The organism is Paraburkholderia megapolitana, assembly GCF_007556815.1.
In the GTDB taxonomy this organism is placed as follows: Bacteria; Pseudomonadota; Gammaproteobacteria; order Burkholderiales; family Burkholderiaceae; genus Paraburkholderia; species Paraburkholderia megapolitana.
On sequence record NZ_CP041745.1, the window covers coordinates 3220748 to 3245716 of the forward strand.

Consider the following 24969-nt stretch of genomic DNA (forward strand, 5'->3'; position numbering starts at 1 on the left):
AATTCAGAAAAACAGCCAGCCGGTAACGAGAAACACCGGAATCAATATCGCCCCTGACCATGCAAGATAGCCGAAAAAACCCGGCATTCGGACGCCGCGTGATTCGGCAATCGCCTTCACCATGAAGTTCGGCGCATTGCCGATATAGCTGTTCGCGCCCATAAACACGGCGCCCGCGGAAATCGCTGCGAGCGTCGTGGCGCCCGTGGTCATCAGCGTCTGCGCATCGCCGCCCGCGAGGTTGAAGAACACGAGGTAAGTCGGCGCGTTGTCGAGAAACGACGACAGGATCCCCGTTGCCCAGAAATACATCGCGTCGCGCGGCGCGCCGGACACGTCGTTGACGAGATGGACGATGCCTGCGAACGCGCCGGCCTCGCCCGCGCGCAGGATCGTGATCACCGGCGCGATCGTCACAAAGATCGCCGCGAACAGTTTCGCGACCTCCTCGATCGGCGCCCAGTTGAAGTCGTTGCCGGTGCGTGCCGCACGCGGCGTCACGGCAAGGGAGACCAGCGTGACGACGATCAGCGCCGCGTCGCGTAGCGCGTTTTGCAACGCGACGTGCGTGCCGAACACATCGAACTCGATGCCGGGCTTCCACAGACCGCTCATCAACACGAGCGCGATCACCGCGACGAGCAGCACGAAGTTGATCTTGCCGTCGATGGCAAGCTTCGGCGCGTCGGGCGTCGGATCGAGCGCGGCCGGACGTTGCTCCTCGCCGCGATGGAAATAGTATGAATCGATCGCGTAAAACACTGCGAGCAGCACGACGCAAACAAAGAGCATCGGCAGTGCAAGGTGCTGCGTGGTCCAGAAGAAACCCACGCCATTCAGGAAACCGAGGAACAACGGCGGATCGCCAAGCGGCGACAACGAGCCACCTGCATTCGCCACCAGAAAGATAAAGAACACGACGACATGCACGACGTGTTTGCGATTGTCGTTCGCGCGCAGGAGCGGACGGATCAGCAGCATGGCGGCACCGGTCGTCCCCATGATGCTCGCGAGCATGGTGCCGAGCACGAGGATCGTCGTATTTAGCCGCGGCGTGCCGCGCAGGTTGCCACGCACGCAAATGCCACCAGCCACCGTGTACAGCGCGGTGAGCAGCACGATGAACGGCACGTATTCCTCGAGCAGCGCGTGCACCAGCGAACCGAATGCCGTGCCCGTACCAAAGACAAAAGCGAACGGCACGAGGAACACCACGGCCCACGCCGCCGATACCTTGCCGAAATGGTGATGCCAGAGCGCCGGCGCAACGAGCGGAAAGATCGCGATCGATAGCAGCATGCCGGCGAACGGTGCAGCCCACCATGCGGACAGCGTCGCGCCATCGAGCGTCGCAGCGGCGGCCAGTTGCGGCCACCCCGCGCATGCGGCGGCGAACGCGAGGCATGCCAGGACGGCATGTCGTTTCATAGGTACATCCTGTCGGGTTGAAAGGTCGCTCGCAGCAGGTAACCGCCGGCTACGGCGAAAAAACGGAAGAAGCTGAAAACTCGGCTCACGCGTCGCGCACGACGATCGCATGGACGCGATACGGACCATGCGCACCGAGCACGATGGTCTGCTCGATATCGCCGGTGCGCGACGGGCCCGAGACGAAATTGACCGCGCGCGGCAGTTCGCCGCGTTCGCTGCGAATCAGGCCGAACGCCTCTTCGTGTCCTGCCACGATGCGCGAAGCCGGTACGATCGCAACGTGCGTCTCTGGCAGCAGTCCCGCCGATGCATAGGTTTGCGGCCCCGACAACAGCACCAGCGTGCCGGTCTCCGCGGTCGCGCAGAAACAGCCGGTGATGCCGACCTTGTCGGCATCCTGCGGTTTGCGGAATTCGACCTCAAGGCCCGCGTCGGCCCAGGCGAGGTCTTGCAGTGTCTGCCACGCGATGGCCTGCACCGGCAAGTCGTGCTCGACGAGATAACGTTGTACGGCGGCGGGCACATCGTTCATGGTGTCGACGGTATCGACCGTGGTCGCCATCTTGCGTGCTTCGACGATGAAGCGCTCGATCAGGTCGCCGGGCAACTCCGGACGCGGGCCTTCGGGATGACGCGTCAGATAGTCGACGGCGGCTTCGCGTTCGGCATCGGACGGCTCGCCTTCGCGCCCCTGCGCCGCGCGGATGCGCGCAAGAATGTTACGGCGGGCAGTCGATGTGTCCATGGGAAGTCCTGGTTCGATAGCGGTATAACGGGGTTCCTTCACGCGAAAATTATACCGGCGGCGCGTTGCGCAAATGCGCGATCGCGTGCGCTATTGCTCCGCTTCTTCGACCGGCGCGGCAATCCCGAACACCTGACGCAGATACGCGAGATACGCCTTGTCGTCGCACATGTTCTTGCCCGGCGAATCGGACAGCTTCGCGACCGGCTGGCCATTGCAGCGGACCATCTTGATGACGATCTGCAACGGGTTGTAGCCGAGGTCGTTGGTGAGGTTGGTACCGACGCCGAACGCGAGCTTGCAGCGGTTGCGAAACCGCTCGTAGAGCTGCAGAACCTTCGGAATATCGAGTGCATCCGAGAACACCAGCACCTTCGTGCGCGGATCGCAGCGATTGTCTTCGTAGTGCTTGAGCAGCCGCTCGCCCCAGTCGAACGGATCGCCGGAGTCGTGGCGCGCACCGTCGAAGAGCTTGCAGAAATACATGTCGAAGTCGCGCAGGAACGCCTGCATACCATACACATCGGACAGCGCGATACCGAGGTCGCCGCGATACTCCTTCGCCCACATCTCGAAGCCGTAGATCTGCGAATCGCGCAACCGCGGGCCAAGCGCCTGACAAGCCTGCAGATACTCGTGCGCCATTGTGCCGAGCGGCGTGAGGCCGTGCTTCATCGCATAGAACACGTTGCTGGTGCCGGCAAACTGCTCGCCGAGCCCCTCTTTCAGCGTGAGCGCCACCTCTTCGTGCCACTGCTTCGAGAAGCGCCGGCGCGTGCCGTAATCGGCGATCTTGCAATCGGCGAATTCGGGTCGCGCGCCAAGCAGCTTGATCTTCTCGCGCAGACGTTCGCGACCTTCGCTGTAATCGGGATGCTGCTGCGTGTTGCGGAAGTAAACCTCGTTGACAATCGCGAGCACCGGGATCTCGAAGAGGATCGTATGCAGCCACGGCCCTTGATCTCGATGTCGATCTCGCCGTTGTTCTTCGGCGACGGCGTGATCGAGATGTACTTTTCGTTCAGATGAAACAGCGCAAGGAATTCGACGAAATCGCCCTTGATGAAGCGCATCCTGCGCAGGTAGTCGAGTTCGTCGCCGGTAAAGCGCAGTTCGCAGAGTTTGCGCACTTCTTCGCGGATCTCGGCGACATACGGCACGAGATCGACGTTTTTCGTGCGGCAGCGAAAACGGTATTCGACGCTGGCGGCCGGGAAATGATGCAGGACGACCTGCATCATCGTGAACTTGTAGAGATCGGTATCGAGCAGCGAGGTAATGATCATGGTGTGCACACCGGTCGGCTGATGCCGGCAGTCCTTGAAGAGACCTGTTCGTTGCGGCCCGCCTCTCGCGCGCCAATCGCCCCATGTTACCCGAATGCGGCTGCGCGGACGGTGTAGCCGCCAGGTGCACGGCGGCCACCCATAAACTAATCACCAATCGGTATAAAACCCCCGGGCCAATGCGTGATACGGGATTTCGGGTTACGTTACAATAGCGCCTTTGGCATTTCGGCCCCGTTTTGCCGCCCCGATATTGCATGCAGGAGTTGCCTGAATGACCCACGTTGTGACCGAAAGCTGCATTAAATGCCGCTATACCGACTGCGTCGACGTGTGCCCGGTGGACTGCTTTCGCGAAGGTCCCAACTTTCTCGCGATCGATCCCGACGAGTGCATCGACTGTGCCGTGTGTGTCGCCGAATGTCCGGTGAACGCGATCTACGCGGAAGAAGACGTCCCTGGCGACCAGCAGGACTTCACCGCACTGAACGCGGAGCTCGCGAAGGGCTGGCCCAGCATTACGAAGACCAAGCTGCCGCTGCCCGAAGCCGACGAATTCAAGGATGTGAAGGACAAGCTGGCGCTTCTCGAGCGCTAAGCGTCGCCTGTCCCGCAGGCGCGGTAGCGCCGCGCGTCTGTGCCCCGGAATGCCTTGGGTATTGACAGGTCCTGTAGCGCCCCCTACAATTTCGCTTCTTCGCTGTTGTTGTTCCCCGATAGCTCAGTTGGTAGAGCGCCGGACTGTTAATCCGTAGGTCCCTGGTTCGAGCCCAGGTCGGGGAGCCAAGAATTGCAAAGGCCCGTTAATCAGAACGGGCTTTTTTGTGTCTATGTTGTGAAGCGTTGTATTGCTGTTCCTCGATAGCTCAGTTGGTAGAGCGCCGGACTGTTAATCCGTAGGTCCCTGGTTCGAGCCCAGGTCGAGGAGCCAAGATTCTGAAAGGCCTGTCTTTTGACAGGCCTTTTTGCGTTAACGGACGTCGCAAATATCGTCTACCCGCTTCCGTTTTACGATGGCATAATCTGCCAATCGTCATTCCTTCGGAAGCCCCGTCATGCCGACCCGCAACGTCGTACTGACAGATCATCAGACAGCCCTGGTGGATCACCTGGTCCAATCGGGCCGTTATCAAAACGCCAGCGAAGTGTTGCGCGAGGGTCTGCGCCTTGTGGAACGCGAGGAAGCTGAGACACGGGCCCGGCTCGAGGCATTGCGCGACGCCGCGCACGTTGGCCTTTCCGACATCGAGGCAGGAAGGCTGCGCAGCTTCGGTTCGGCGCAGGAGTTGGGCCACCATCTCGACCGCCTTGCTGAAGACGCACTCGCACCGGCAGCCAGGCCGAAGACCGCCCGATGACCGTCAAAGTAGTGAGCTGGACGGTTCGCCTGGCGGGATCCGCCGAACGCGATTTCAGCAACATCATCCGCTGGACAGCCGAACAATTCGGCAGGAGCCAGGCGCGCGTCTATGCCCAGACGCTCTCAAGTGCCTTGCAGGAATTGACCGCTGGCCCCGCGCTCAGCGGTGTAACAGCACGCGACGACATTGCCAGCGGACTGCTAACGCTTCACGTCGCTCGCAGGCAACGCAAGGGCCGGCACTTCATCATGTTTCGTACTTCGGCGCGGCATAAGCGCACGATCGACGTGATGCGAATTCTTCACGAAGCGATGGACCTGTCGCAACACGTGTCACCCGACGCTGACGCCGAGTGACACTGCTCATGCAGATCGCCGCCATACCGCTGGTATAGGATGACGGCTTTCCCAACCGGCAACCCGCCCTTCCCATGAAATCCATCCTCTCGATCATCCCGCTCGCCGCCTGCGCAGCGCTGCTGATGCCGTACGCCCACGGCGAGGAAGTCGCGAGCGTCAACACCAATTTCCGTCTCACAGGCTCCGACCGTGTCGTCGTCGAGGCGTACGACGATCCGCTCGTCGGTGGCGTGACGTGCTACGTGTCGCGGGCGCGCACCGGCGGTATCAAGGGCTCGCTCGGCCTTGCCGAAGACCCGACCGAAGCGTCGATTGCCTGCCGCCAGATCGGTGCGATCCATTTCAACGGGTCACTCAAGCAGCAGGACGACGTGTTCACCGAACGCATGTCGTTCGTGTTCAAGACGCTGCACGTCGTGCGCGTCGTCGATGCGAAACGCAATACGCTCGTGTATCTGACCTATAGCGACCGGATTGCGACCGGCAGTGCGAAGAACAGCGTCACGGCCGTGCCGCTGCCGGCGGGCACAACCATCCCGATGAAGTAGGCACTGCCCTGTCATGCGGCCACGCAGCCGCGCTAAAACCCGCGCTAAACTGGCAGGCCAAGCCGGATTGCCATCATGACCGTCACCCGTTTCCGCGATTCCGCCCGCTACTGGCGCACGCCGCTTCTGCCCGGCGCGGATCTCGTCACCGCCGAATATCGCGATCACGCGTTCACGCCGCACTGGCACGACGCCTATACGATCCCGGTGATCGAGGCCGGCGCGGAGTGCTACGACTATCGCGGCACGCACTATGTCGCCGAGGCCGGCAGCGTGCCGGTCATCAACCCCGGCGAACTGCACACCGGCGCGCGTGCGGTCGAGGCCGGCTGGCGTTATCGCGTGATGTATGTGCCGGTCGATTTCATCCACGATCTGGCCACCGATATCTCCGGCCGCGTACAACCGCTGCCGTGGTTCGAGCCCGGCGTGATCCGCGACCCGGTCCTCGCCGACCGGCTGCGGCGCGCCCATCATCTGCTCGAAGAAAACGCCGCCGATCCGCTCGCCGCCGAAGCCGCGTTGCTCGACGCACTGTCGATGCTGCTCGTGCGCTACGGACGCACGCGGGCCGCTGCACAATCGGCGGGTTCCGACGACAACCGCGTCGCCACGATGAAAGACTGCCTCACCGGCGACCTCACCGCTCCGCTGACACTCGCGCAACTCGCCGACGCCGTGGGCCTGTCGCCGTTTCACGCCGCGCGTCTTTTCGCGCAGACCACGGGTCTGCCGCCGCACGCCTGGCGCAATCAGGTCCGCCTGCAACGCTCGCTCGCGCCGTTGCGGGCGGGCACATCAGTCGCCGACGTCGCGGCGGCCAGCGGCTTCACCGATCAGAGCCATTTCACGCGGCATTTCCGGCGCATGTTCGGCGTGCCGCCCGGACGCTGGCAAGGCGTCTGAAACAGAACCGACCGGCCTCCCCCCCGGCGCTACGGTTCTCGCGCTACGGCGCATCGCCGGCCCTCGGTGCACCGCGCACATACACCGCCCATACCGCAAGAACGTACAAGCGCACCCGCGTCCCGCACCGTTATGCTCGCTGGGACAGGAGAACAGATTGACCCAATCGACTCAAACCCACCGCTTTCGCGAATTCACCGCCGGTACACGCGATACCGTCCCGATGCTCGTCGGCGCTGCGCCGTTCGGCGTGATCTTCGGCACGCTGGTCGCATCGGGCCCGCTACACCTATGGCACGGGCAACTGATGTCGCTCGTCGTATTCGCCGGTTCGGCGCAGTTCATCGCGCTCGGGCTGATCGCCGGTCATGCGGGCTTCGCTGTGGTCTGGGCGACGACGCTGATCGTGAATCTGCGCCACATGCTGTATAGCGCCACGCTCGCTCCGCACGTCGCCCATCTGCCGATGCGCTGGCGCTGGACCCTCGGCGGCCTGCTCACCGACGAGGTCTTCGCCGTCGCCTGGGCGCACTACCGGCTACATCCGCCGGGGACGGTCGGCCCGTACTATTTTCTGGGCTCGGGCCTGTCGATGTATATCAACTGGCAGATCTGGACGCTCGCCGGCCTGCTGTTCGGCGCGGCGTTTCCGGGCTTGCAGTCGCTCGGCCTCGATTTCGCGATGGTCGCAACCTTCATCGCGATCGTCGTGCCGCAACTCGTCGCGATTCGTTATGTCGCCGCCGCGGCAACGTCGGGTGCGCTCGCGTTCTTCTGGCAGGGTTGGCCGTACAAGCTCGGCTTGCTCGGCGCGGTATTCGCCGGCGTCGTGGTCGGCGTGCTGCTGTCGCGTCGCAGCGCATTGGGTCAGCAAACTACGGAGGTCAGCCAATGAACTACGTGATCCTGATTCTGGGCATGGCGCTGATCACCTGGATCATCCGCGCGACGGTCTTCCTGCTCGGCGACCGGCTCGTTTTCCCGCCGCTCGTGCGCACGGCGCTGGGCTTCGTGCCGGTCACCGTGCTGACCGCGATCATCGTGCCGATGGCCGTCTCGCCGCACGGCACCGAGGCCGAATTGACCTGGCGCAATCCACAGCTGGTTGGTGCGCTCGCGGCGATCGTCGTCAGTGCGCTCACGCGCCGCCCGCTGCTGACTATCGCAGTCGGCCTCGCTGTGTTCTTCCTGTGGCAAGGCGTAGTACTTCGATAACCGGGCGGGCGCGCTCAGATACTTTCAGGCACACCCATCCCGCTCAAGTTTTCCGCCATCCCGCCGATATACCGTCGTAGTCCGCACACCGGACTCGCGTTCCCGCGCTCGTCTTCGCGACCCGCGCGGGAAGCAGAATGTCACCGCACCGGCATCGCTGCGCTTCGCTCCCGAGGAAAGGGCGGACCACAGCTTCCCAGCGGTGTCGCGCGCGGACGACCACACGGGATAAGACATGGGTCAGATCATCCTTACACTCAAGGACGAAACCATCGCGTCGCTGCGCAAGGATTTCGAAGCGTTTCTGCGCGTGTCGCTGAAGCTCGATCCACAGTTCGCAACGCCGCCGTTTGAGGATTTTTTGCGGGCGAAGCTGCTCGACAACATGGTGCCGCTGACCGAAAACGCGGTGCAGCGCATGCTCGCGGGCGGTCAGTACGCATGGGCCAAGCGCACGCTCGGCAAGGAGTTTCCGGACGTCGTCGCGATCCTGATGCGACAGGCAACCGAATTCGGTTTCGGCTTTGCCGTGCGCACCGAATGGACCCCCGAAGAACTCGCGAAGCAGGCCCGCAGCTGGGCGGCAGCGATCGTCGAGGAAGCGCAGGGCGACGCGTTGATGGTCGATCCACTCGCCACGCAGATCAAATCGGCGGCACAGGATATTCAAACGCTCGAGGAAACCATGCAGACGCCTGCATGGCGGCTTGCTGAATCGCTGCGGCAGCGGGTGTACGAGGCGAAGGTCGCGTGTGAAGCAAGCGTAGGCAGCGCGGCGCGCGAAAAGCTCGGCGAATTGCGCGGACTGCTGCGCCTTGGCATCGCGCACGGCTCGTTCCAGAAGCAGGAAGCGCAGCAGATCATGGAGTATCTGCGGTTGCTCAAGCCGGAAATTTTCGTCGAGGAACCCTACGATATATTCGCGCGTCTCGCCGCCTGGCTGCGCAACTTCTTTACGTCGCCGCCTACACGCACGCAGCGGCCGTCACGCTGAACACGCCCGAGCGCACCGCCTCACTCCCACATCTTGCGGAGCTTCGCCGCGATCTGTAGCTTCGCCTGCGCCGCGGCCGCGAGCCCGGCCGCAGTCGGTGCCGCGGGCGGCGCGACGTGCGGCCATGCATAGGCATCGAAGTGCGACATCAGATGCGCGGGAATGAAGCGCGTTCGCGACGCCCAGACGTGCCGGTCGCCGAGATGCGTCTGGTTGTGCACATAAAAGCGTTGCGGCACGACGATATGCAGGTCTTCCTTGGCGCGCGTCATCGCCACGTAGAGCAGGCGCCGCTCCTCGTCGATTTCTTCTTCGCTGCCGGTGCCGAGATCCGACGGAATGCAGCCGTCCACGCCGTTCAGCACGAACACGTTGCGCCATTCCTGACCCTTCGCCGAATGGATCGTCGAGAGGATCAGATAGTCCTCGTCGAGTAGCGGCACACCGGATTCATCGCTCGTGGCATCGGGTGGATCGAGCGTCAGCTCGGTCAGGAAACGCTCGCGCGATGGATATGTGCCCGCGATGCTTTCCATTTGCAGCACGTCCGCATGGCGGATCGCCGCGTCCTCGTGATTGCGTTCGAGATGCGGCTCGTACCAGCGCCGGATCAGTTCGAACTCGGCCGGCCAGGGCGACTCGCGCCCGCATACCGTCGACATCAGCGCGGCAAACGGCTGCCAGTCTTCGACTGCGCGCGCGGGCGGTGCGAAGGCAGCGAGCGCCTCGGCAGCGCGCCCGCTCGCTTCAGTGGCAACATGAGCAGCCACCTGATCCAGCACGCGCCCAGCAGTAGCCGGCCCGACCCCGGGCAGCAGTTGCATCACGCGAAACCCGGCAACACGGTCGCGCGGATTCTCCGCCCAGCGCAGCACGGCCAGCATGTCCTTCACGTGCACCGCATCGAGAAACTTCAGCCCGCCGAATTTCACGAACGGGATGTTGCGTCTCATCAGTTCGATTTCGAGCGCGGCGCTGTGATGGGCCGCGCGAAACAGCACGGCCTGGGCCTTCAGCGTCATGCCGCCTTCGCGCGCTTCGAGCACCTGCTCGACCACATAGCGGGCCTGTGCCGCTTCGTCCTCGACAGTGACGAGACGGGGGCGCTGCGCGGACGCCTTGTCGGTCCACAGGTTCTTCGTGAAGCGCTCGGCCGCGAGATCGATGACCGCGTTCGATGCGGCGAGGATCGGTTGCGTCGAGCGATAGTTGCGCTCGAGCGTTACCTGCTTCGCGGGCGGATCGAAATGCGCGGGGAAATCGAGGATGTTGCGTATGGTTGCGCCGCGAAACGAATAGATGGACTGCGCATCGTCGCCGACTACGGTCAGGCCACGCCCGTCGGGTTTCAGCGCGAGCAGGATCGACGCCTGCAGACGGTTGGTGTCCTGGTATTCGTCGACGAGCACGTGATCGAAGCGACTCGACAGATCGGCGGCGATGGATGGTTCGGCCGCGACGTAGGACCAGTACAGCAGCAGGTCGTCGTAGTCGAGCACGCTTTGCTTCTGCTTCGCGTCGACGTAGGCGGCGAACAGCATGCGCAGGTCCGCTTCCCACTCGCAGCACCACGGAAACGCCTGAGCCAGCACGGTCGCGAGCGTGGCACTGGTATTCACGACGCGTGAGTAGATCGCGAAGCAGGTGCTCTTGGATGGAAAGCGCCGCTCCTTCGCGGACAGGCCGAGTTCGTGACGCACGAGATTCATCAGATCGGCGGAATCTTCGCGATCGTTGATCGTGAACGCCGGCGACAGGTCGATCCGCTCGGCGTATTCGCGCAGCAGCCGCGCGCCGACACTATGGAACGTGCCGGACCACGTCAGGCCCTGCGCGGCCACCGCACGCGTGCCGAGCGCAGCACCCGCGATGCGTGTCACGCGCCGGGTCATTTCCTGCGCGGCACGGCGCGAAAAAGTCAGCAGCAGAATGCGCCGCGGGTCGGCGCCCTTCACGATCAGCTGCGCGACGCGGTGCGCGAGCGTATTGGTCTTGCCGGACCCCGCGCCGGCGATTACCAGCAGCGCGCCCGGCGGCTGGGTCGCATCGGCGGTGCCGTACTCGACGGCTTCGCGCTGCGCGTCGTTGAGCTTCGCGAGCCAGGCGGCGGTGTCGGGTAGCGGGGAATCGGCGACGGAGAGCACGGTAGGCAGTGGCGAGAGTGGTGAGCGACGGATACTGTATATCCATACAACCTTCGGCGGCAAGCGCCCTATTTCCTGAGCCGTCGCCGGCCGCTTGCCCGACGACGCAACCATGCGCGATGCCAGGCCATCCAGCCCGCGAACACGGGCGCAAAAAAGCGGCCCGGACACTGACGTGCTCCGGGCCGCTCGTGGCACATGCGTGACGCGAAGGAGAAAGCTCAGACTTCAAGCAGCCTCTCCCCGCACCTCACTATTCCTTCTTCGCGTCCTTCTCTTTCGCGTCGGCGGTCGCCTTGTCTGCGTCGGCTTGCGCGTCGGCCTGCTGTTTGTCGGCCTTGGCCTGCGCGACCGAGGTTTTATGGTCCGCCTTCGCCTGGGCCTTCGCCGCCTTTTTATCGGCGTGCGTCGTGGGCTCCGACACCGGGTCGTGCGACTGCGCGACGGCCACCGCCGACAGGCAACCTGCGACCAGCGCCACACCGAGCGTACTAATCAGCTTGTTCATGAATGGGTTCCTCCTTTGCATGACGGTGAGCATCGCGCGGCTTAGTGTTGCCCGCTATCCGGGCCCGGCGTCGCCGCTTGAGCCGGCGCGCCCTTCATGTCGGCCTTCATCTCGTTGTTCGCGGCCTGCTTGTCGGCCTTGCGATTCACCTTCGCGTCATGCACCTGCTGCTTGTACTCCGTCTTCGATGCCTTCTTCGAAGCGCTGTAGTTGGCATTCGCCTGCGCGTCGGCGTTACGCTTTTGCACCAGCGGGTCGGTCGGGCTGGAAGCGGTCAGACGCTGCGGTGCCGGCGTGACGGGCTGCTCGATACCGGCGGCGGCCGGTGCGGCGGGTGCCATTTCATTGCCCTGCGCACCACCCTGCATGGCCGGTGCCTGCATCTGTGCCTGACCCGCGACATCAGGGGCCGGCGGCGCGGCGGTCTGCGCCAGTGCGGCGCCGGTAGCGAGCGTGCTCAACGCGGCGGTCAGGGCGGTACCGATCAGTAGCGAACGAATCTGAGTCATGGCTATCCTCTCCAAGGTTGTCGCGATCGGGCGTTGTAGCCACTGGCCCTCGGCGCCAGCGACGCCCGATCGTTTCTGTGAACTGCCGCAAAAGCGCAGCAGTTATTCCCACAGACGGACCGTATCGAGTGAAGTTCGTGAGAAACAGTCGATGTTACGGAACGTTTCATTTCCTGACATCTGCATAACATCTGCTTGCATTTGCCGGCCCGAGCCCACGAAACCACCCGGGACAAGCATCCGTCCAGCGTCTGGCTTATGATGCGAACCCGTTCCGCTTTCCAGTCGCACACGCCATGCCCAACCTCGATTTCACGCTGACCGGCGACTACGTCGAGTTGCACAATCTCCTGAAGATCACAGGCCTCGCGGACAGCGGCGGCTCCGCCAAGGTGCGCGTCGCCGCCGGCGAAGTGCTGGTCGACGGCCAGGTCGAACTGCGCAAAACGTGCAAAATCCGCGCAGGCCAGGTCGTGCTGCTAGGCGACACGCGCATCGCGGTACACGAGGCGTAGCGGGCGCAAACTTCGCCAGCGAGCAGCGCCCCTTCAGCCTCCCCGTCAAACCCGCACCAAAATTGTGCCTGTTGATCGACAACAGAGCGCGCAGGCAATAAGCTGTCAGCTTGTCAGCTTCAGCGGAAAACACTGATCAATCACGACACCGGCGTCGCCCGTGTCGTCCGCTTCTATTTGCAGGCCAACCATGACCCACACCGGCCAACCCCAACCGGGCCGTTCCGCCTTTTCGCGCGCCGTCTCGGCGCCCCCGTCGCTGTCGCGCCATGCCGCCGACACCGCTCGTCTCGCCGCACCGCTTGCCATTGCGCAGCTCTCGCAGATGGCGATGAGCGTGACCGATACCGTGCTGCTCGGCTCGCTCGGCGCCGATGCGCTCGCAGCCGGCGGCCTCGGCGCGAATCTGTTCTTCACCGTGGTCACGCTGCTGCAGGGCGTGCTGACCTCGGTCAGTGTCAGCGTCTCGCATGCGCGCGGCGCCCAGGCCGAGGACCGCGTACCGCACATCTACTGGACCGGCTTCCTGTTATCCGTGCTGCTGTCGATCCCCGCGTTCGTGCTGCTGTCGTTCGCGACGCCGATCCTGCTCGCATTCGGCGAACCGGCCTTGCTCGCGCACAACATCGGCGAATACACGGGCGTGCTGCGCTGGGCGACGCTCGGCAGCCTGATCGGGATCGGCTTGATGCGCTCGTTCCTGCCCGCCATCGGCGCAGCCAAGCGCCTGCTGTGGGTGTCGCTGGGTGGGGTGTTCGTCAACGGCTTTCTGAACTACGGGCTGATTCACGGTGCGTGGGGATTGCCGCGTCTGGGCTTTCTCGGGTCCGCGACTGCGACCACGTTCACGGTCTGGACGTCCGCTCTGATACTGATGGCGCTGCTGCATCTGCGCCCGCGCTTTCGCCACTTCGCAGTCGCGACACGCCCGAGCGTGCCGTTGATGAGCGAGCTGTTCGGCATCGGCTGGCCGGTCGCGATTACATACGGCGTCGAAACGATGCTGTTTCTCACAACCGGCCTGATGATCGGCGTGCTCGGCGAATCGTCGCTGGCTGCGCACCAGATCGCATTGAACGTCGCGTCGGTCGCCTTCATGGTGCCGCTGTCGATCGGTCAGGCAGCGAACGTGCGCGTCGGCTTCTGGACCGGCGCGCAGCAACCGCTCGCGGCCCGGCACGCGGGCTTCGTCGCGCTGGCGCTCGGGGTCGGCTTCATGACGCTGTCGGGTCTCGTGCTGATCCTGGCGCCGCATGCGATCGTCGGGCTGTACCTGCATCTCGACGATCCGCGCAACGCCGCGACCGTGCAGCTCGCCACCTCGCTGCTCGGCGTTGCGGCGCTGTTCCAGATCGTCGATGGCATGCAGACGGTCGGCTCCGGTTGTCTGCGCGGACTGAAGGACACACGCATCCCGATGATCGCCGCCGCAATCGGCTACTGGGGCATCGGCTTTCCGACCGGCTACACGCTGGCGTTCCACTTCGGCTTCGGCACACGCGGACTGTGGTGGGGACTTGCGGCCGGACTCGCGAGCGTCGCACTGCTGATGACGCTGCGCTTTCACAAGCTGAGCCTGCGCAACGTACGGATGGCTGCCGCGGCAGCGTCGCATCCCGCGTCGTGAGCTAAGCAAAGCACGCGATCTTGGTTGGGGTCGATGAGTGGCCGCGCTACGATGAAGCCGTCTTACTTTGACACTCCTCTGACAGGGTTTTAACCCGCGCACTGCGCGGGTTTCTTTTTTGTGCGCCCGTTCGCCGTGCCGGCCATCTGCCGCGTCGACGGTAAAATGCGCGGCGGGTTGCCTGCGTGCATCCCACTGCGCATCTCACGAGGATGTGCTGACGCGCGTGGCACGTTCACCCTCGCCATACGCCCGCCGCACGATCCGCAATACCGCGATCCCATACACATCGCACGCAACAACCGCGTGCCGCGCACCATCGCTCCCAACATAAAACAGAACCAAGGACCACCTGTCATGCTCGCCCGGGTTACCCGTCTCTTTCCGCTGTGGGCTGTACTCGTTTCGCTCGCCGCCTATTTTTCGCCGGCATCGGTAAGCGGCATCGCGCCGCACGTCACCACGCTGCTCACCATCATCATGCTGGCGATGGGCGTCACGCTATCGGTAGCGGACTTTCAGCGCGTGTTCACGCGGCCTGCGCCGGTCGTTGCCGGCATCGTGCTGCATTACCTCGTGATGCCGCTCGCCGCATGGGCAATCGCGAAAGCGCTGCGGATGCCGCCCGATCTCACGGCCGGCATGGTGCTCGTCGGTAGTGTGGCGAGCGGCACGGCATCGAACGTGATGATCTATCTCGCGCGCGGCGACGTCGCGCTGTCGGTCACGATCAGCGCACTGTCGACGCTCGTCGGCGTGTTCGCAACACCGCTGCTCACGCGCCTCTATGTGGACGCATCGATTGCCGTCGATGTGCGCGGCATGCTGCTCAGCATCCTGCAGATCGTCGCCGTGCCGATCGCTGTCGGTCTCGTGATCAATCATCTGTTCGGCCGCATCGTGCGCAAAATCGAGCCCGTGCTGCCGCTTATTTCGATGGTCGCGATCCTGCTGATCATCGCGGCAGTGGTCGGCGGTACGCAGAAGAGCATCGCCTCGGTTGGGCTCGTCGTGATGCTCGGCGTGGTTCTGCATAACGGCATTGGTCTGCTCGGCGGCTATTGGGGCGGTCGGCTGCTCGGCTTCGACGAATCGGTCTGCCGCACGCTCGCGATCGAAGTCGGCATGCAGAACTCCGGTCTTGCCGCGACGCTCGGCAAACTCTATTTCACACCGATCGCCGCCTTGCCCGGCGCGCTGTTCTCGGTGTGGCACAACCTGTCGGGCTCGCTACTTGCTGGCTACTGGGCGGGCCGCCCAGCGCGCGGGTCGACACGGGCCGCGCGGGCCGATACGCCGCCGGCCTGACGCATTCCCCTTTAGAATCGCGTCTAGAATCCGCTCCGGGCGATGCGCTGAAGCCATCGCCCTGCTATAGCGGCAACGCCTCATCTACTCGACAGTCGACCCAGACGGAGGAAGCAGCGTGCCGGCGTATTCCCTTTCCACCCATCGCGCATCGACCACACCCTGGCGGCACAGCGCCGCCGTAGCCGTCCGCGCAGCCCTGCTATGCATCGCCGCGACGCTGCTCGGCGCGTGCGCGACACGCCCGCCCGCCACCTCGATGAATCGCGAGGTCACGCACGCACTGCCCGCCGATACCCCAACACCCCTGCTTGACGCGCTCGCCGCACCGGAGCGCGCGCATCCGGGCGAATCGGGCTTTCGCGTGCTGTCCAACGGCTCCGAAGCGCTGCAGATGCGTATCGCCCTCGCCCGCGCCGCGACGAAAACGCTCGACATGCAGTACTACATCGCGAACGAAGACACGACCGGCAAGTTACTGCTCGGCGCAGCGCTCTATGCGGCGGACCGCGGCGTGCGCGTGCGGATGCTGGTCGACGACCTGAACTTCGACGATATCGATAGCGTGATGGCCGCGCTGAACTCGCACGACAACATCGAGATCCGCGTGTTCAATCCGTTCGGTACCACGCACCGGGGCGTGTTCGAACGCACGACGAATCTCTTCACGAAGATCGACGGCTTTACGCGCCGCATGCACAACAAGGCGATGATCGCGGACAACCAGGTGTCGATTGTGGGCGGGCGCAATCTCGGCGACGAGTATTTCAGCGCGAGTACGACGCTGCAATTCCGCGATCTCGATGTGCTCGCGGCCGGTCCGATCACGCACGACGTCTCGGCGAGCTTCGACGAATTCTGGCAAAGCAGCAGTTCGTACCCGCTGCGCGCGTTGAATCATCAGAAGTTCGATCCGAAGGAACTCAATGCGATGCGCGACGAACTGCGCGCGCACTGGCGCGAAAACGCGGACCCGTACAACGCAAAACCATTGAACGCAACACCGCTCGCCGCGCAGATCGCGAACAACGAACTCGGTCTTACCTGGGCGCCCGCCGAGTTCAAGGCCGATACGCCCGACAAGATCGTCAAACCCACCGACGACTACGTCAGCCCGCCGATGCAGCGACTGATCGAACTGACGCACGATGCGCAGAAAGAATTCCTCGTCATTTCGCCGTATTTCGTGCCGCACGATGCGGGTGTAAAAGGGCTCGGCGTACTGACGCAGCGCGGCGTGCGCGTGGCGGTGCTGACGAACTCGATGGCCGCAACCGATGCGATCGCCGTGCAGGCCGGCTACAGTCCGTACCGCGTGCCGCTGCTAAAAGAAGGCGTCGAGTTATACGAATTCCGGCCGATCCAGAATCAACCGAGACCCGGCATCGCCGGGTCGCAATCGCGCGCGAGTCTGCATGCGAAAACTTACGTGATCGATCGCAAGATACTGGTGATCGGTTCGATGAATCTCGATCCACGTTCCGCGCATCTGAACACCGAACTCGCACTGGTAATCCACAGCGAAGCGCTCGCCGGCGAAGTCGCCACGCTGTTCGATCGAGCGACGCAACCCGAGATCAGCTATCGCGTCACGCTCGCCACGCCGGCCGAACGCGCGCGTCTGAAAAACGACAGCGTGACCACGTCGCCGCTCATCTGGACCGATGTGGAAAACGGCCAGCAGCACACGTATAACCTCGATCCACATGCGGGTTTCTACAGAAATCTGCTGACGGGGATATGCTTGCTGTTGCCCATCGATAACGAGCTTTGACGGCACCTCTGCCGGCCTCCCGCCGGGCCGCACCGTGCCGTGCCGTGTCGAGAACCCGATCAGTCAAACGGAGTGAAATCATCATGACCGAAGATGTACGCATGGAGCGCGATACGTTCGGCGAAATCGCCGTGCCGAACGCTCGCCTGTGGGGCGCGCAGACGCAGCGCTCGTTGCAGAATTTCCGCATTTCGTCGGAGAAGCAGTCGCCGGAACTGATCACGGCACTTGCCGTGATCAAGCGCGCCGCCGCCGAAGTGAACCTCGGGCTCGGCGTGCTCGACGAAACGAAGGCACACGCCATCATGCGCGCCGCCGACGAGATCATCGACGGCCAGCATCCGCAGGAATTTCCGCTCGCGGTCTGGCAAACCGGATCCGGCACGCAGACCAATATGAACCTCAACGAGGTGATCGCGAATCGCGCGAGCGAACTGCTCGGCGGCGAACGCGGTGAAGCGCGCAAGGTGCATCCGAACGACGACGTAAATCGCGGCCAGTCTTCAAATGACGTGTTCCCGACCGCGATGCATGTGGCGGCCGCGACCGGCATCGTCAGGCATCTGCTGCCCGCGTTGAAGACGCTGCGCGATACGCTCGACGGCAAGGCAAAAGCGTTCGCCGGCATCGTGAAGATCGGCCGCACGCATCTACAGGATGCGACGCCGCTTACGCTCGGTCAGGAATTCTCCGGCTATGTCGCGCAACTCGATCAGGGCATCCGTCACGTCGAATCGACGCTGCCGCATCTGTACGAACTCGCTCAAGGCGGCACGGCCGTCGGTACCGGGCTCAACGCGCATCCGCAGTTCGCGACGAAAGTCGCGGCCGAGATCGGCAAGCTGACCGGTGTGCCGTTCGTGTCCGCGGCCAACAAGTTCGAAGTGATGGCAGCCGCCGATGCACTCGTATTCGCGCACGGCGCATTGAAAACGGTCGCCGCCAGCTTGAACAAGATCGCCAACGACGTGCGCTGGCTCGCCAGCGGTCCGCGCTGCGGGCTCGGCGAACTGTCGATTCCGGAAAACGAACCGGGCAGTTCGATCATGCCGGGCAAGGTCAACCCGACACAGTCGGAAGCGCTGACCATGCTGTGTGCACAGGTGTTCGGCAACGACGTCGCGGTGAATATCGGCGGCGCGAGCGGCAACTTCGAACTGAACGTGTTCCGCCCGATGATCGCGCACAACGTGTTGCAATCGATTCGCCTGCTCGCCGACGGCGCGCAGAGCTTCAACGATCACTGCGCGGTCGGCATCGAGCCGAATCGCGAGCGTATCGATACGTTGCTCAACGAATCGCTGATGCTCGTCACGGCGCTCAATCCGCACATCGGCTACGACAAGGCTGCGCAGATCGCGAAGAAAGCGCACAAGGAAGGCACGACGTTAAAGGCGGCCGCGCTCGCGCTCGGCTACGTGACGGAACAGCAGTTCGACGAATGGGTTCGTCCTGCCGATATGGTTGGTAACGTCAAAGGTTGATACTGGCTTTAGCGGTTGCGCGCGGTACATGCCGTGCGCAACCGAGCGCATCCGCGCTAACTCAAACCTTGCCCTGCGCGACCGCCTCGGGCTTCAGCTCGACGATCGCGTCGAGCGCATCCTTCACATCCATGGCGTATTTGGCGAGGCGCCGCTGCTCGTCGGTTTCCGGCACGAACGGCGGCACCGGTACCGGATGTCCGTTCTCGTTGACGGCGACCATCACGACGAGGCAATCGGTGGTTTGCAGCAACTCCCCGCCCTTCGGATCGCCCGCCTGCACCGACACGTGGATATGCATACTGGTGCGCCCGGTCGTTACCACGCGCGCGCGCAATTCGACGAGATTACCGACGAGAATCGGCCGGCGAAAACGGATATTGCCGACGCTCACGGTCACGCAATAGCGGCCGGACCAGACGGCCGCGCACGCGTACGCGGTTTCGTCGATCCACTTCATCAGCGCACCGCCGTGCACTTTGCCGCCGAAGTTGACCGAAGTCGGCTCGGCAAGAAAGCGGAACGTGGTCTCCGATCGATCGAGGGATGCTGCGGGGGTAGACATGGGGACTCCGGTCGGTCAGAACGGGCCGGCCGCGGCAGTGCGGCTCGGCGCTGCGGCAAATCTTACCCCGGCATCGGTCGTGCGACAAAATCATCGGTCCGTTATCGACCTGCCGCTGCGCGATATCACAGCGCCTCAAGCAGACCGACGTGTACGCACCCCTCGTCGCCCGAACGGTAACAGACCGTCTAAATTGCGCGACCAACGAACCCGCCAGGACTAGATTGGAATCGTCGATTCTTCAGTAGCAAGGGTGCAGACATGAAGACCGCTCTTTTCTTTTCCAGCCTGTCGCTCTTGTCGCGCTTGCATACGGAAATCATTCTGCTTGCCAACGGCTACATGGAAGTCGCCTGTCCCGATTACGAATTGCCGGAGTTGAACCGTCACTGGCTGATTCGCAGGGTGGTCGACTACGGGGTGGTCTGCCTGCTTTGAGGTTCGGCGGAAAAGTGGCTAGTGGTTGATGTCAGGCGCGGGACCGCGCGGCCGGTCGGGTCGATGCGAAGCGCTCGCGATAATCATGCGGCAGCACGCCGAAATGGCGCAAAAACGCGCGCCGCAGGTTCTGCTCACTGCCGAATCCACATTCGAGCGCAATCCTTTTCAGCGGCCGGCTCGACTCGGCAAGCGCACGCGACGCTGCTTCAAGACGCAGCGCAGACACTGTCCGCGCGGGCGTGCGCCCCACTTCGTCGACGTAACGCCGGGCAAAGGTGCGCGGGCTCATCCGTGCGCGTTCGGCGAGCCGCTCGACCGACAGGTCATCGCGCAGATTCGTGGCGATCCAGCCGTGCAGCGCATCGAACGCACCGGCCGCCGACGTCTGCGCCGCCAGCGTGGCGCTGAACTGCGACTGGCCGCCCTGCCGCTTCATGAACACGACGAGTCGCCGTGCCACCTGCATCGCGATCGTGTGGCCGAGGTCTTCTTCGATCAGCGCGAGCGCGAGATCGATGCCGGCCGTAACACCCGCCGAAGTCCACACGCTGCGTCCCGAGCGAGCGTCGAGCGGCGCGCGGATGAAGATCGGCTCGGCGTCCACCTGCACGCGCGGAAATTGCTGGGCGAGGCGCCCAGCACTGCGCCAGTGCGTCGTCACGCGAAGGCCGTCGAGCACGCCCGCCGCCGCCAGATAGAACGCGCCCGTACAGACCGAACACACGCGCCGTATAGATGGCGCCCGCCGCGCGATCCACGCCACCAGTTCGGGCTGCAATGCGTAGCCTTCGTCGATCGGCACACCGGGGACGATCAGCGTATCGATCGGTTCGCGCTCGAGCACGTCGAGACGTTGCGTGACGATAGGTAGACCGGGGTAGGTTTGCAGTACACCGCCGTTGATCGAGGCGATGGAGAGCCGGTATGCAGCCGGTGCCTGCTCGCGTGCGTCCTGAACACTCTGCGCACCGGTTGCGCAGCGCCGGTCTGCGGTGATGAGTTCGGCACGCCAGAACGCTTCAAGCGGGCCGCTCGCATCGAGCAACACGAGGTCGGGCGCTACTGCGAACACGATGTGGCGCGCAGCTGGCGCGGCGGCTGCTTCGTTCGCGGCCCGGGTTGGAGTTTTCGCGGCCGGCACTCGCCGGCCGGTTTTCGAAGCGGTTACGCCGGTCATCTATCGCCCCTGTGTCGCGCCGTTCGAACGCTGTGCATTGCGCGCATGCGAAGCGATCGTTGCGAAAGAAGAGCGGGAAACGGCATTGAAAAGCTCGCGCAGCGAATGAAGGAAACAAGGAAATGGGACGAAAGTCCGCTAGAGACTGGCCGAGCATCGCACGGAGCGATCTGGCAGAAAAGACAATCCGGCATCAATTTCCGCCAACCGTCGCTTTTCACCGTTACCTGCGCGCCGGCCTTATTTGCTGTGATACGACACGCCTTCGTCGATCGTGCCGTACATCGAGATGCGGCCGGAACCCGGTCCCGACGCATCCGGGCCGCCACCCTGCGCGCAGGCAGCGCACAGCAATGCAACGGCAGCAAGAGCAAAGAGCAGCTTCATGGCAATGATTTCCGCAGAACAGGAAACGATTCTAGCCTGGCGACGCCCGGCGGCGCAGCGACCCTCGGCCGTTCATTCGACAATTCAGGCGAGGCTGAAACATCGAATACCGCATGCGGGTACAGTTGAGACATCGCGCCTATGCCGTCTCGCGCCGCCCTTATCCAGCAAGGAAGCCACCATGCCCACCGCCCCCACCGACGATCACAGCCACTTCCCCGGTTTAAGCTGGATCGGCGCGTTGCTGGCCGACCCGGGGCGCGCCGCGATGCTGTGGGCGCTGATGGACGGCAGCGCACGACCGGCCGGCGAACTGACGATGATTGCGGGCCTGTCGCCTTCCGCGGCAAGCGCCCATCTCGCGCGACTCACCGAAGGCGGCCTGCTGGCCGTCGAGGTGCGCGGACGGCACCGCTACTTCCGCATCGCCACGCCGGATATCGCGGCATCGATCGAAGCGCTCGCCAACGTCGCGCAAGCCACCGCGCCACAGCGTGCGGCACCGCGCACTGCGCGTACGGTGCCGGTCGACATGCGCTACGCGCGGACCTGCTACGACCACATGGCGGGAGAACTGGCGGTGCGCGTGTTCGAGCGGATGGTCGAGCACGACCTGCTCACGCTGGACGGCGATGCGCTCGAAGCAACGTCGAGCGGCACCGCGCATCTCGCGGACTGGGGTATCGATGTCGCGGGTCAACACACACGTCGACGACGCTTCGCGTGTACCTGTCCTGACTGGAGCGAACGGCGCCCGCATCTGGGTGGCGCGCTCGGTGCAGCGCTGCTCGATTCGTGGTCTCGCCAGGGCTGGGTCGAGCGCACCGAGCGGCCGCGCATCCTGCGCATTACGCCGACCGGTCATCAACGCTTCAACGAGTTTCTTGCGCGGTAACGGTTCGATCGACAATACCGCTCAACAGTAACGCTCGACCGAATCATCCGATCAAACCGCCATCGGCGCCGTCAACGGCTCGTGATGCTGGTAACCGACGAGCGAGAAATCCGCCGGTTCGATCTTCTCCAGCCATTCGGGTTCGTAGACACCGGTTTGCGCGTAGTCGGGCACACGGTCGGCGATCGCGAGACGCGGGCTCTCATACGGTTCGCGCGTGAGCTGCTGTTGCAGCATGTCGAGCTGATTCTCGTAGATGTGCGCGTCGCCGATGAAGTAACTAAACCAGCGCGGCGTGTAACCGGTGAGACGTCCGACCAGATGCAACAACGCCGCCCCTTCGGTCAGATTAAACGGCGTACCGAGACCAACATCGTTGCTGCGGATGTACAGGCACAGCGAAATCTCGCGACGCGTTACGTTGGGCAGGAACTGATACAGCAGGTGGCAGGCGGGCAATGCAATCTCTTCGAGCACCGCGGGGTTCCAACCATGAAACAAAATGCGTCGGTCCGCCGGGTTCTGCATGATCGTGTCGAGACATTGGCGCAACTGGTCGACGGCCTTGTAGAGCAGCACCTTGCGCGTACCGTCTTCATCGAATGTCGTGACCGTGCGATAACCGCGCGCCGTCGCATCGGCGATCCGCGCCGTGGCCTGTGCGTCCAGCACCTTGTATGCCGGCCATTTGCGCCATTGCACGCCATACACGTCGCCGAGATCGTCCGGTCCCTCGCGATACGGATTCGCGAGCCACTGCGGATTATCGTTTGCGTTCGCATCCCACACCTTGCAGCCAAGCTCGCGAAATTCCGCAGCACTGCGCGAGGCGCGGAGAAACCCTACCAGTTCGCCGATCGCCGACTTGAACGCGAGCTTCTTTGTCGTCACGGCGGGAAAACCCTGTTGCAGATCGAAGCGCAACATCGCGCCCGGCATGCTGATCGTACGAATGCCGGTGCGATTCTCCTGCCATGTGCCGGTGTCGAGGATCGAGCGGACGAGGTCAAGGTATTGTTTCATGCAGGTTCCTTCGGCCGGGCGCAAGGCGCCCGCGGTTAGGCGAGAAACCGTGATTTTACCAAGCGAAGGGAGGATGTGTTCGGAGCGGCGCGCGCGAGACGCGGCGCACGTTGGTACGGCGGTGTATCAGCAGCATGCGGCCGGCGCCGCAGCGTGCTGTCACAGATGCGGCATCGTGGCCTGCAGGTCGCCGTTCTGCGCGAGCGGCTCCGCCTCGATGTGCCGCATGCCATGCGCGCCCAGCAGACGATACAGCGTCACCCGCGAGATACCGAGTTCCTGTGCCGCATCGCCGAGTCGTCCGCGATGACGCAGCAGCGCGAGTTCGATGGCCTGGCGTTCGGCCGCTTCGCGTGCCTGCGCGAGCGAGACCGGCACGATCTCGACATACTCGGCGAGTTCGAGATCGCGCGCGGTGATGGCGCGTCCTTCCGACATCACGATCGCTCGCCGCACGCGATTGATCAGCTCACGCACGTTGCCAGGCCAGCTGTAGTTGTGAAGCGCGGCAATCGCATCGGGGGAAAACCCGCGTAAGCGGCGGCTTGCATCCTTTTTGAAACGTTCGAGCATGTGCCGCGCGAGCAGTTCGATGTCCTTGCCGCGTGCGCGCAACGGCGGCTCGTCGATCTGCAGCACGCAAAGCCGGTGATACAGATCCGAACGAAACCGCCCTTCTATCATCGCCGCGGTCATATCGACGTGCGTCGCCGAAATGATGCGCACGTCGACGGGAATCGTGCCGTGACCGCCGAGGCGTTCCACCTTGCGCTCCTGCAGGAAGCGCAGCAGGCTCGCCTGGCTTTCGAGCGGCAAATCGCCGATTTCATCGAGAAACAGCGTGCCGCCGTTGGCCGCTTCGACGCGGCCGATCTTGCGCTGATTCGCGCCGGTAAACGCGCCGCGCTCGTAGCCGAATAGTTCGGATTGCAGCAGATGAGGTGGAATCGCACCGCAGTTGATCGGCACGAACGGCGCGTTACGCCGCGATGAACGCTCATGAATCGCGACTGCGGTCAGCTCTTTACCGGTGCCTGATTCGCCGGAGATAAACACCGGCGCGTCGGTCATCGCGACCTTACGAATAGAACGGAACAGCGCGAGCATGGCGTCGCAGGAACCGACCATCTCGCCTTCGTTGCTGCTCTGTTTCGGATCGTTCGACGCGTTCTCGCCGAGCGACACCATGCCGTACGCATGCCCCACCGAGTCGACGATACGATCGTCCGAATACGGCACCGTCACATAATCGAAACAGTAGTCGCGCACGAGCCTGCGCAACGCCGCGTCCTGCAACTGGCCGGCCGTCGTGGCCGCTACCCAGCCGACGTTTTGCATCGTCAGGCACGCTTCGAATGCAGCGATTTCGTGTTGCTGAAAACGGCTTGTCAGATCGAGCAAACCGCCCGCCGCCATACCGGCGCGAACGGCGCGACGCGCGTCGCGTGCCGAGCCAACTACCTCGACATGCCAGCCACGGTCATGAAACTGGGTGTGCAACCTCACATTGGGGTCGCGCGAAACGTAAATCAATTGGCGCGTTGCGGATTCCATTATTCAGATCCTCTCGTCAACGAACGTTAAGGATGACGGCACGTACCTGAACATGTTTCAGACACGCTGATTCGCATCGGGACTCACGCAGGGCAAAACCCGAACGGCCATTCCATTCGTGCGAACAGCGAATCCCCGAAAAGCGGCGTGTGTGTGTGTATCGAGACGGCCCAGTAGCGGGTTTTTTAAAATATGGAACTGTTTTCGAGAGCT

25 protein-coding genes, 2 tRNA genes and 1 pseudogene are annotated in these 24969 nt (G+C 63.5%); 17 read left to right on the plus strand and 11 right to left on the minus strand.

The features are described from left to right. Positions 1 to 3 precede the first annotated feature (3 nt). The 3 genes and pseudogenes from FNZ07_RS27620 to pncB form a co-directional block, all read right to left on the minus strand. The gene (locus FNZ07_RS27620) at positions 4 to 1428 is read right to left on the minus strand and encodes a sodium:proton antiporter (protein ID WP_091011557.1); all 1425 of its coding nucleotides are present in this window, start codon (positions 1426 to 1428) and stop codon (positions 4 to 6) included. Positions 1429 to 1513: 85 nt separating this feature from the next. Next, complete coding sequence (locus FNZ07_RS27625; protein WP_091011556.1) at positions 1514 to 2176, minus strand: LutC/YkgG family protein; 663 nt, start codon at positions 2174 to 2176, stop codon at positions 1514 to 1516. Positions 2177 to 2266: 90 nt separating this feature from the next. Next, positions 2267 to 3462 (minus strand): annotated as a pseudogene (pncB, locus tag FNZ07_RS27630) (nicotinate phosphoribosyltransferase). Between the two features lie 274 nt (positions 3463 to 3736). Between pncB and fdxA the strand changes: the two are divergent. The 10 genes from fdxA to FNZ07_RS27680 all read left to right on the plus strand — a co-directional run bounded on the left by fdxA (position 3737) and on the right by FNZ07_RS27680 (position 8845). Then, a complete protein-coding gene (gene fdxA, locus FNZ07_RS27635) occupies positions 3737 to 4060 on the plus strand; it encodes a ferredoxin FdxA (protein WP_091011554.1) in 324 nt (107 codons plus the stop codon). 112 nt (positions 4061 to 4172) lie between these two features. Further along, positions 4173 to 4248 (plus strand) — tRNA-Asn (locus FNZ07_RS27640). A gap of 69 nt (positions 4249 to 4317) precedes the next feature. Further along, positions 4318 to 4393: transfer RNA gene (locus FNZ07_RS27645), tRNA-Asn, on the plus strand. Positions 4394 to 4517: 124 nt separating this feature from the next. After that, on the plus strand, positions 4518 to 4820 hold the full coding sequence (locus FNZ07_RS27650; RefSeq protein WP_091011553.1) for a type II toxin-antitoxin system ParD family antitoxin: 303 nt from the start codon (positions 4518 to 4520) through the stop codon (positions 4818 to 4820). Next, positions 4817 to 5179, plus strand: a complete 363-nt coding sequence (locus tag FNZ07_RS27655; protein ID WP_091011552.1) for a type II toxin-antitoxin system RelE/ParE family toxin — start codon at positions 4817 to 4819, stop codon at positions 5177 to 5179. Before FNZ07_RS27650 ends, FNZ07_RS27655 begins: the two co-directional genes overlap by 4 nt. Before the next feature lie 74 nt (positions 5180 to 5253). Next, positions 5254 to 5730: a CreA family protein gene (locus tag FNZ07_RS27660; protein ID WP_091011551.1), complete on the plus strand. Its 477-nt coding sequence runs from the start codon at positions 5254 to 5256 to the stop codon at positions 5728 to 5730. 75 nt (positions 5731 to 5805) lie between these two features. Beyond that, entirely contained in the window at positions 5806 to 6636 is an 831-nt protein-coding gene (locus FNZ07_RS27665) for a helix-turn-helix transcriptional regulator (protein WP_091011550.1), read from the plus strand. A gap of 223 nt (positions 6637 to 6859) precedes the next feature. Then, entirely contained in the window at positions 6860 to 7531 is a 672-nt protein-coding gene (locus FNZ07_RS27670; protein WP_091011656.1) for an AzlC family ABC transporter permease, read from the plus strand. Beyond that, positions 7528 to 7851, plus strand: coding sequence for an AzlD domain-containing protein (locus FNZ07_RS27675; protein ID WP_091011549.1), 324 nt, complete (start codon positions 7528 to 7530; stop codon positions 7849 to 7851). The genes FNZ07_RS27670 and FNZ07_RS27675 overlap by 4 nt, the downstream gene beginning before the upstream one ends. 235 nt (positions 7852 to 8086) lie before the next feature. Beyond that, positions 8087 to 8845 carry a DUF4088 family protein gene (locus FNZ07_RS27680; RefSeq protein WP_091011548.1) on the plus strand — a complete coding sequence of 253 codons (759 nt, stop codon included), beginning with the start codon at positions 8087 to 8089 and terminating at the stop codon, positions 8843 to 8845. Between the two features lie 20 nt (positions 8846 to 8865). Here FNZ07_RS27680 and FNZ07_RS27685 read toward each other — a convergent pair whose 3' ends face one another. The 3 genes from FNZ07_RS27685 to FNZ07_RS27695 form a co-directional block, all read right to left on the minus strand. Next, entirely contained in the window at positions 8866 to 11103 is a 2238-nt protein-coding gene (locus FNZ07_RS27685; RefSeq protein ID WP_322788638.1) for an ATP-dependent helicase, read from the minus strand. A 139-nt stretch (positions 11104 to 11242) separates the two neighbouring features. Next, positions 11243 to 11497 carry a hypothetical protein gene (locus tag FNZ07_RS27690; protein WP_091011547.1) on the minus strand — a complete coding sequence of 85 codons (255 nt, stop codon included), beginning with the start codon at positions 11495 to 11497 and terminating at the stop codon, positions 11243 to 11245. Positions 11498 to 11538: 41 nt separating this feature from the next. Then, a complete protein-coding gene (locus tag FNZ07_RS27695; protein ID WP_091011546.1) occupies positions 11539 to 12006 on the minus strand; it encodes a hypothetical protein in 468 nt (155 codons plus the stop codon). Positions 12007 to 12302: 296 nt separating this feature from the next. Between FNZ07_RS27695 and FNZ07_RS27700 the strand changes: the two genes are divergently transcribed. From FNZ07_RS27700 to fumC, 5 genes are all read left to right on the plus strand, one after another. Then, positions 12303 to 12521 carry an RNA-binding S4 domain-containing protein gene (locus FNZ07_RS27700; protein ID WP_091011545.1) on the plus strand — a complete coding sequence of 73 codons (219 nt, stop codon included), beginning with the start codon at positions 12303 to 12305 and terminating at the stop codon, positions 12519 to 12521. Positions 12522 to 12711: 190 nt separating this feature from the next. Continuing rightward, a complete protein-coding gene (locus tag FNZ07_RS27705) occupies positions 12712 to 14148 on the plus strand; it encodes an MATE family efflux transporter (protein WP_091011544.1) in 1437 nt (478 codons plus the stop codon). A 357-nt stretch (positions 14149 to 14505) separates the two neighbouring features. Then, the gene (gene panS, locus FNZ07_RS27710) at positions 14506 to 15456 is read left to right on the plus strand and encodes a ketopantoate/pantoate/pantothenate transporter PanS (RefSeq protein WP_091011543.1); all 951 of its coding nucleotides are present in this window, start codon (positions 14506 to 14508) and stop codon (positions 15454 to 15456) included. Between the two features lie 118 nt (positions 15457 to 15574). Further along, on the plus strand, positions 15575 to 17230 hold the full coding sequence (locus tag FNZ07_RS27715; protein WP_170275845.1) for a phospholipase D family protein: 1656 nt from the start codon (positions 15575 to 15577) through the stop codon (positions 17228 to 17230). 83 nt (positions 17231 to 17313) lie between these two features. Further along, complete coding sequence (fumC, locus tag FNZ07_RS27720) at positions 17314 to 18714, plus strand: class II fumarate hydratase (protein WP_091011542.1); 1401 nt, start codon at positions 17314 to 17316, stop codon at positions 18712 to 18714. Positions 18715 to 18775: 61 nt separating this feature from the next. On the opposite strand, the gene FNZ07_RS27725 is transcribed toward fumC, so the two are convergent. After that, positions 18776 to 19279: an acyl-CoA thioesterase gene (locus tag FNZ07_RS27725; RefSeq protein ID WP_091011541.1), complete on the minus strand. Its 504-nt coding sequence runs from the start codon at positions 19277 to 19279 to the stop codon at positions 18776 to 18778. A 261-nt stretch (positions 19280 to 19540) separates the two neighbouring features. On the opposite strand from FNZ07_RS27725, the gene FNZ07_RS33770 reads away from it, so the two are divergent. Continuing rightward, positions 19541 to 19717 carry a hypothetical protein gene (locus FNZ07_RS33770; protein WP_170275763.1) on the plus strand — a complete coding sequence of 59 codons (177 nt, stop codon included), beginning with the start codon at positions 19541 to 19543 and terminating at the stop codon, positions 19715 to 19717. A gap of 31 nt (positions 19718 to 19748) precedes the next feature. On the opposite strand, the gene FNZ07_RS27730 is transcribed toward FNZ07_RS33770, so the two are convergent. Together FNZ07_RS27730 and FNZ07_RS33775 are read right to left on the minus strand one after the other, a co-directional pair. Continuing rightward, complete coding sequence (locus FNZ07_RS27730; protein ID WP_091011540.1) at positions 19749 to 20897, minus strand: GlxA family transcriptional regulator; 1149 nt, start codon at positions 20895 to 20897, stop codon at positions 19749 to 19751. 240 nt (positions 20898 to 21137) lie between these two features. Then, positions 21138 to 21284, minus strand: coding sequence for a hypothetical protein (locus FNZ07_RS33775; protein ID WP_170275846.1), 147 nt, complete (start codon positions 21282 to 21284; stop codon positions 21138 to 21140). 181 nt (positions 21285 to 21465) lie between these two features. On the opposite strand from FNZ07_RS33775, the gene FNZ07_RS27735 reads away from it, so the two are divergent. Further along, on the plus strand, positions 21466 to 22179 hold the full coding sequence (locus FNZ07_RS27735; protein WP_091011539.1) for an ArsR/SmtB family transcription factor: 714 nt from the start codon (positions 21466 to 21468) through the stop codon (positions 22177 to 22179). A 51-nt stretch (positions 22180 to 22230) separates the two neighbouring features. Here FNZ07_RS27735 and FNZ07_RS27740 read toward each other — a convergent pair whose 3' ends face one another. Together FNZ07_RS27740 and FNZ07_RS27745 are read right to left on the minus strand one after the other, a co-directional pair. Further along, on the minus strand, positions 22231 to 23202 hold the full coding sequence (locus tag FNZ07_RS27740) for a thymidylate synthase (RefSeq protein ID WP_091011538.1): 972 nt from the start codon (positions 23200 to 23202) through the stop codon (positions 22231 to 22233). Between the two features lie 159 nt (positions 23203 to 23361). Next, positions 23362 to 24756, minus strand: coding sequence for a sigma-54 dependent transcriptional regulator (locus tag FNZ07_RS27745; RefSeq protein ID WP_091011537.1), 1395 nt, complete (start codon positions 24754 to 24756; stop codon positions 23362 to 23364). Positions 24757 to 24969: the final 213 nt, after the last annotated feature.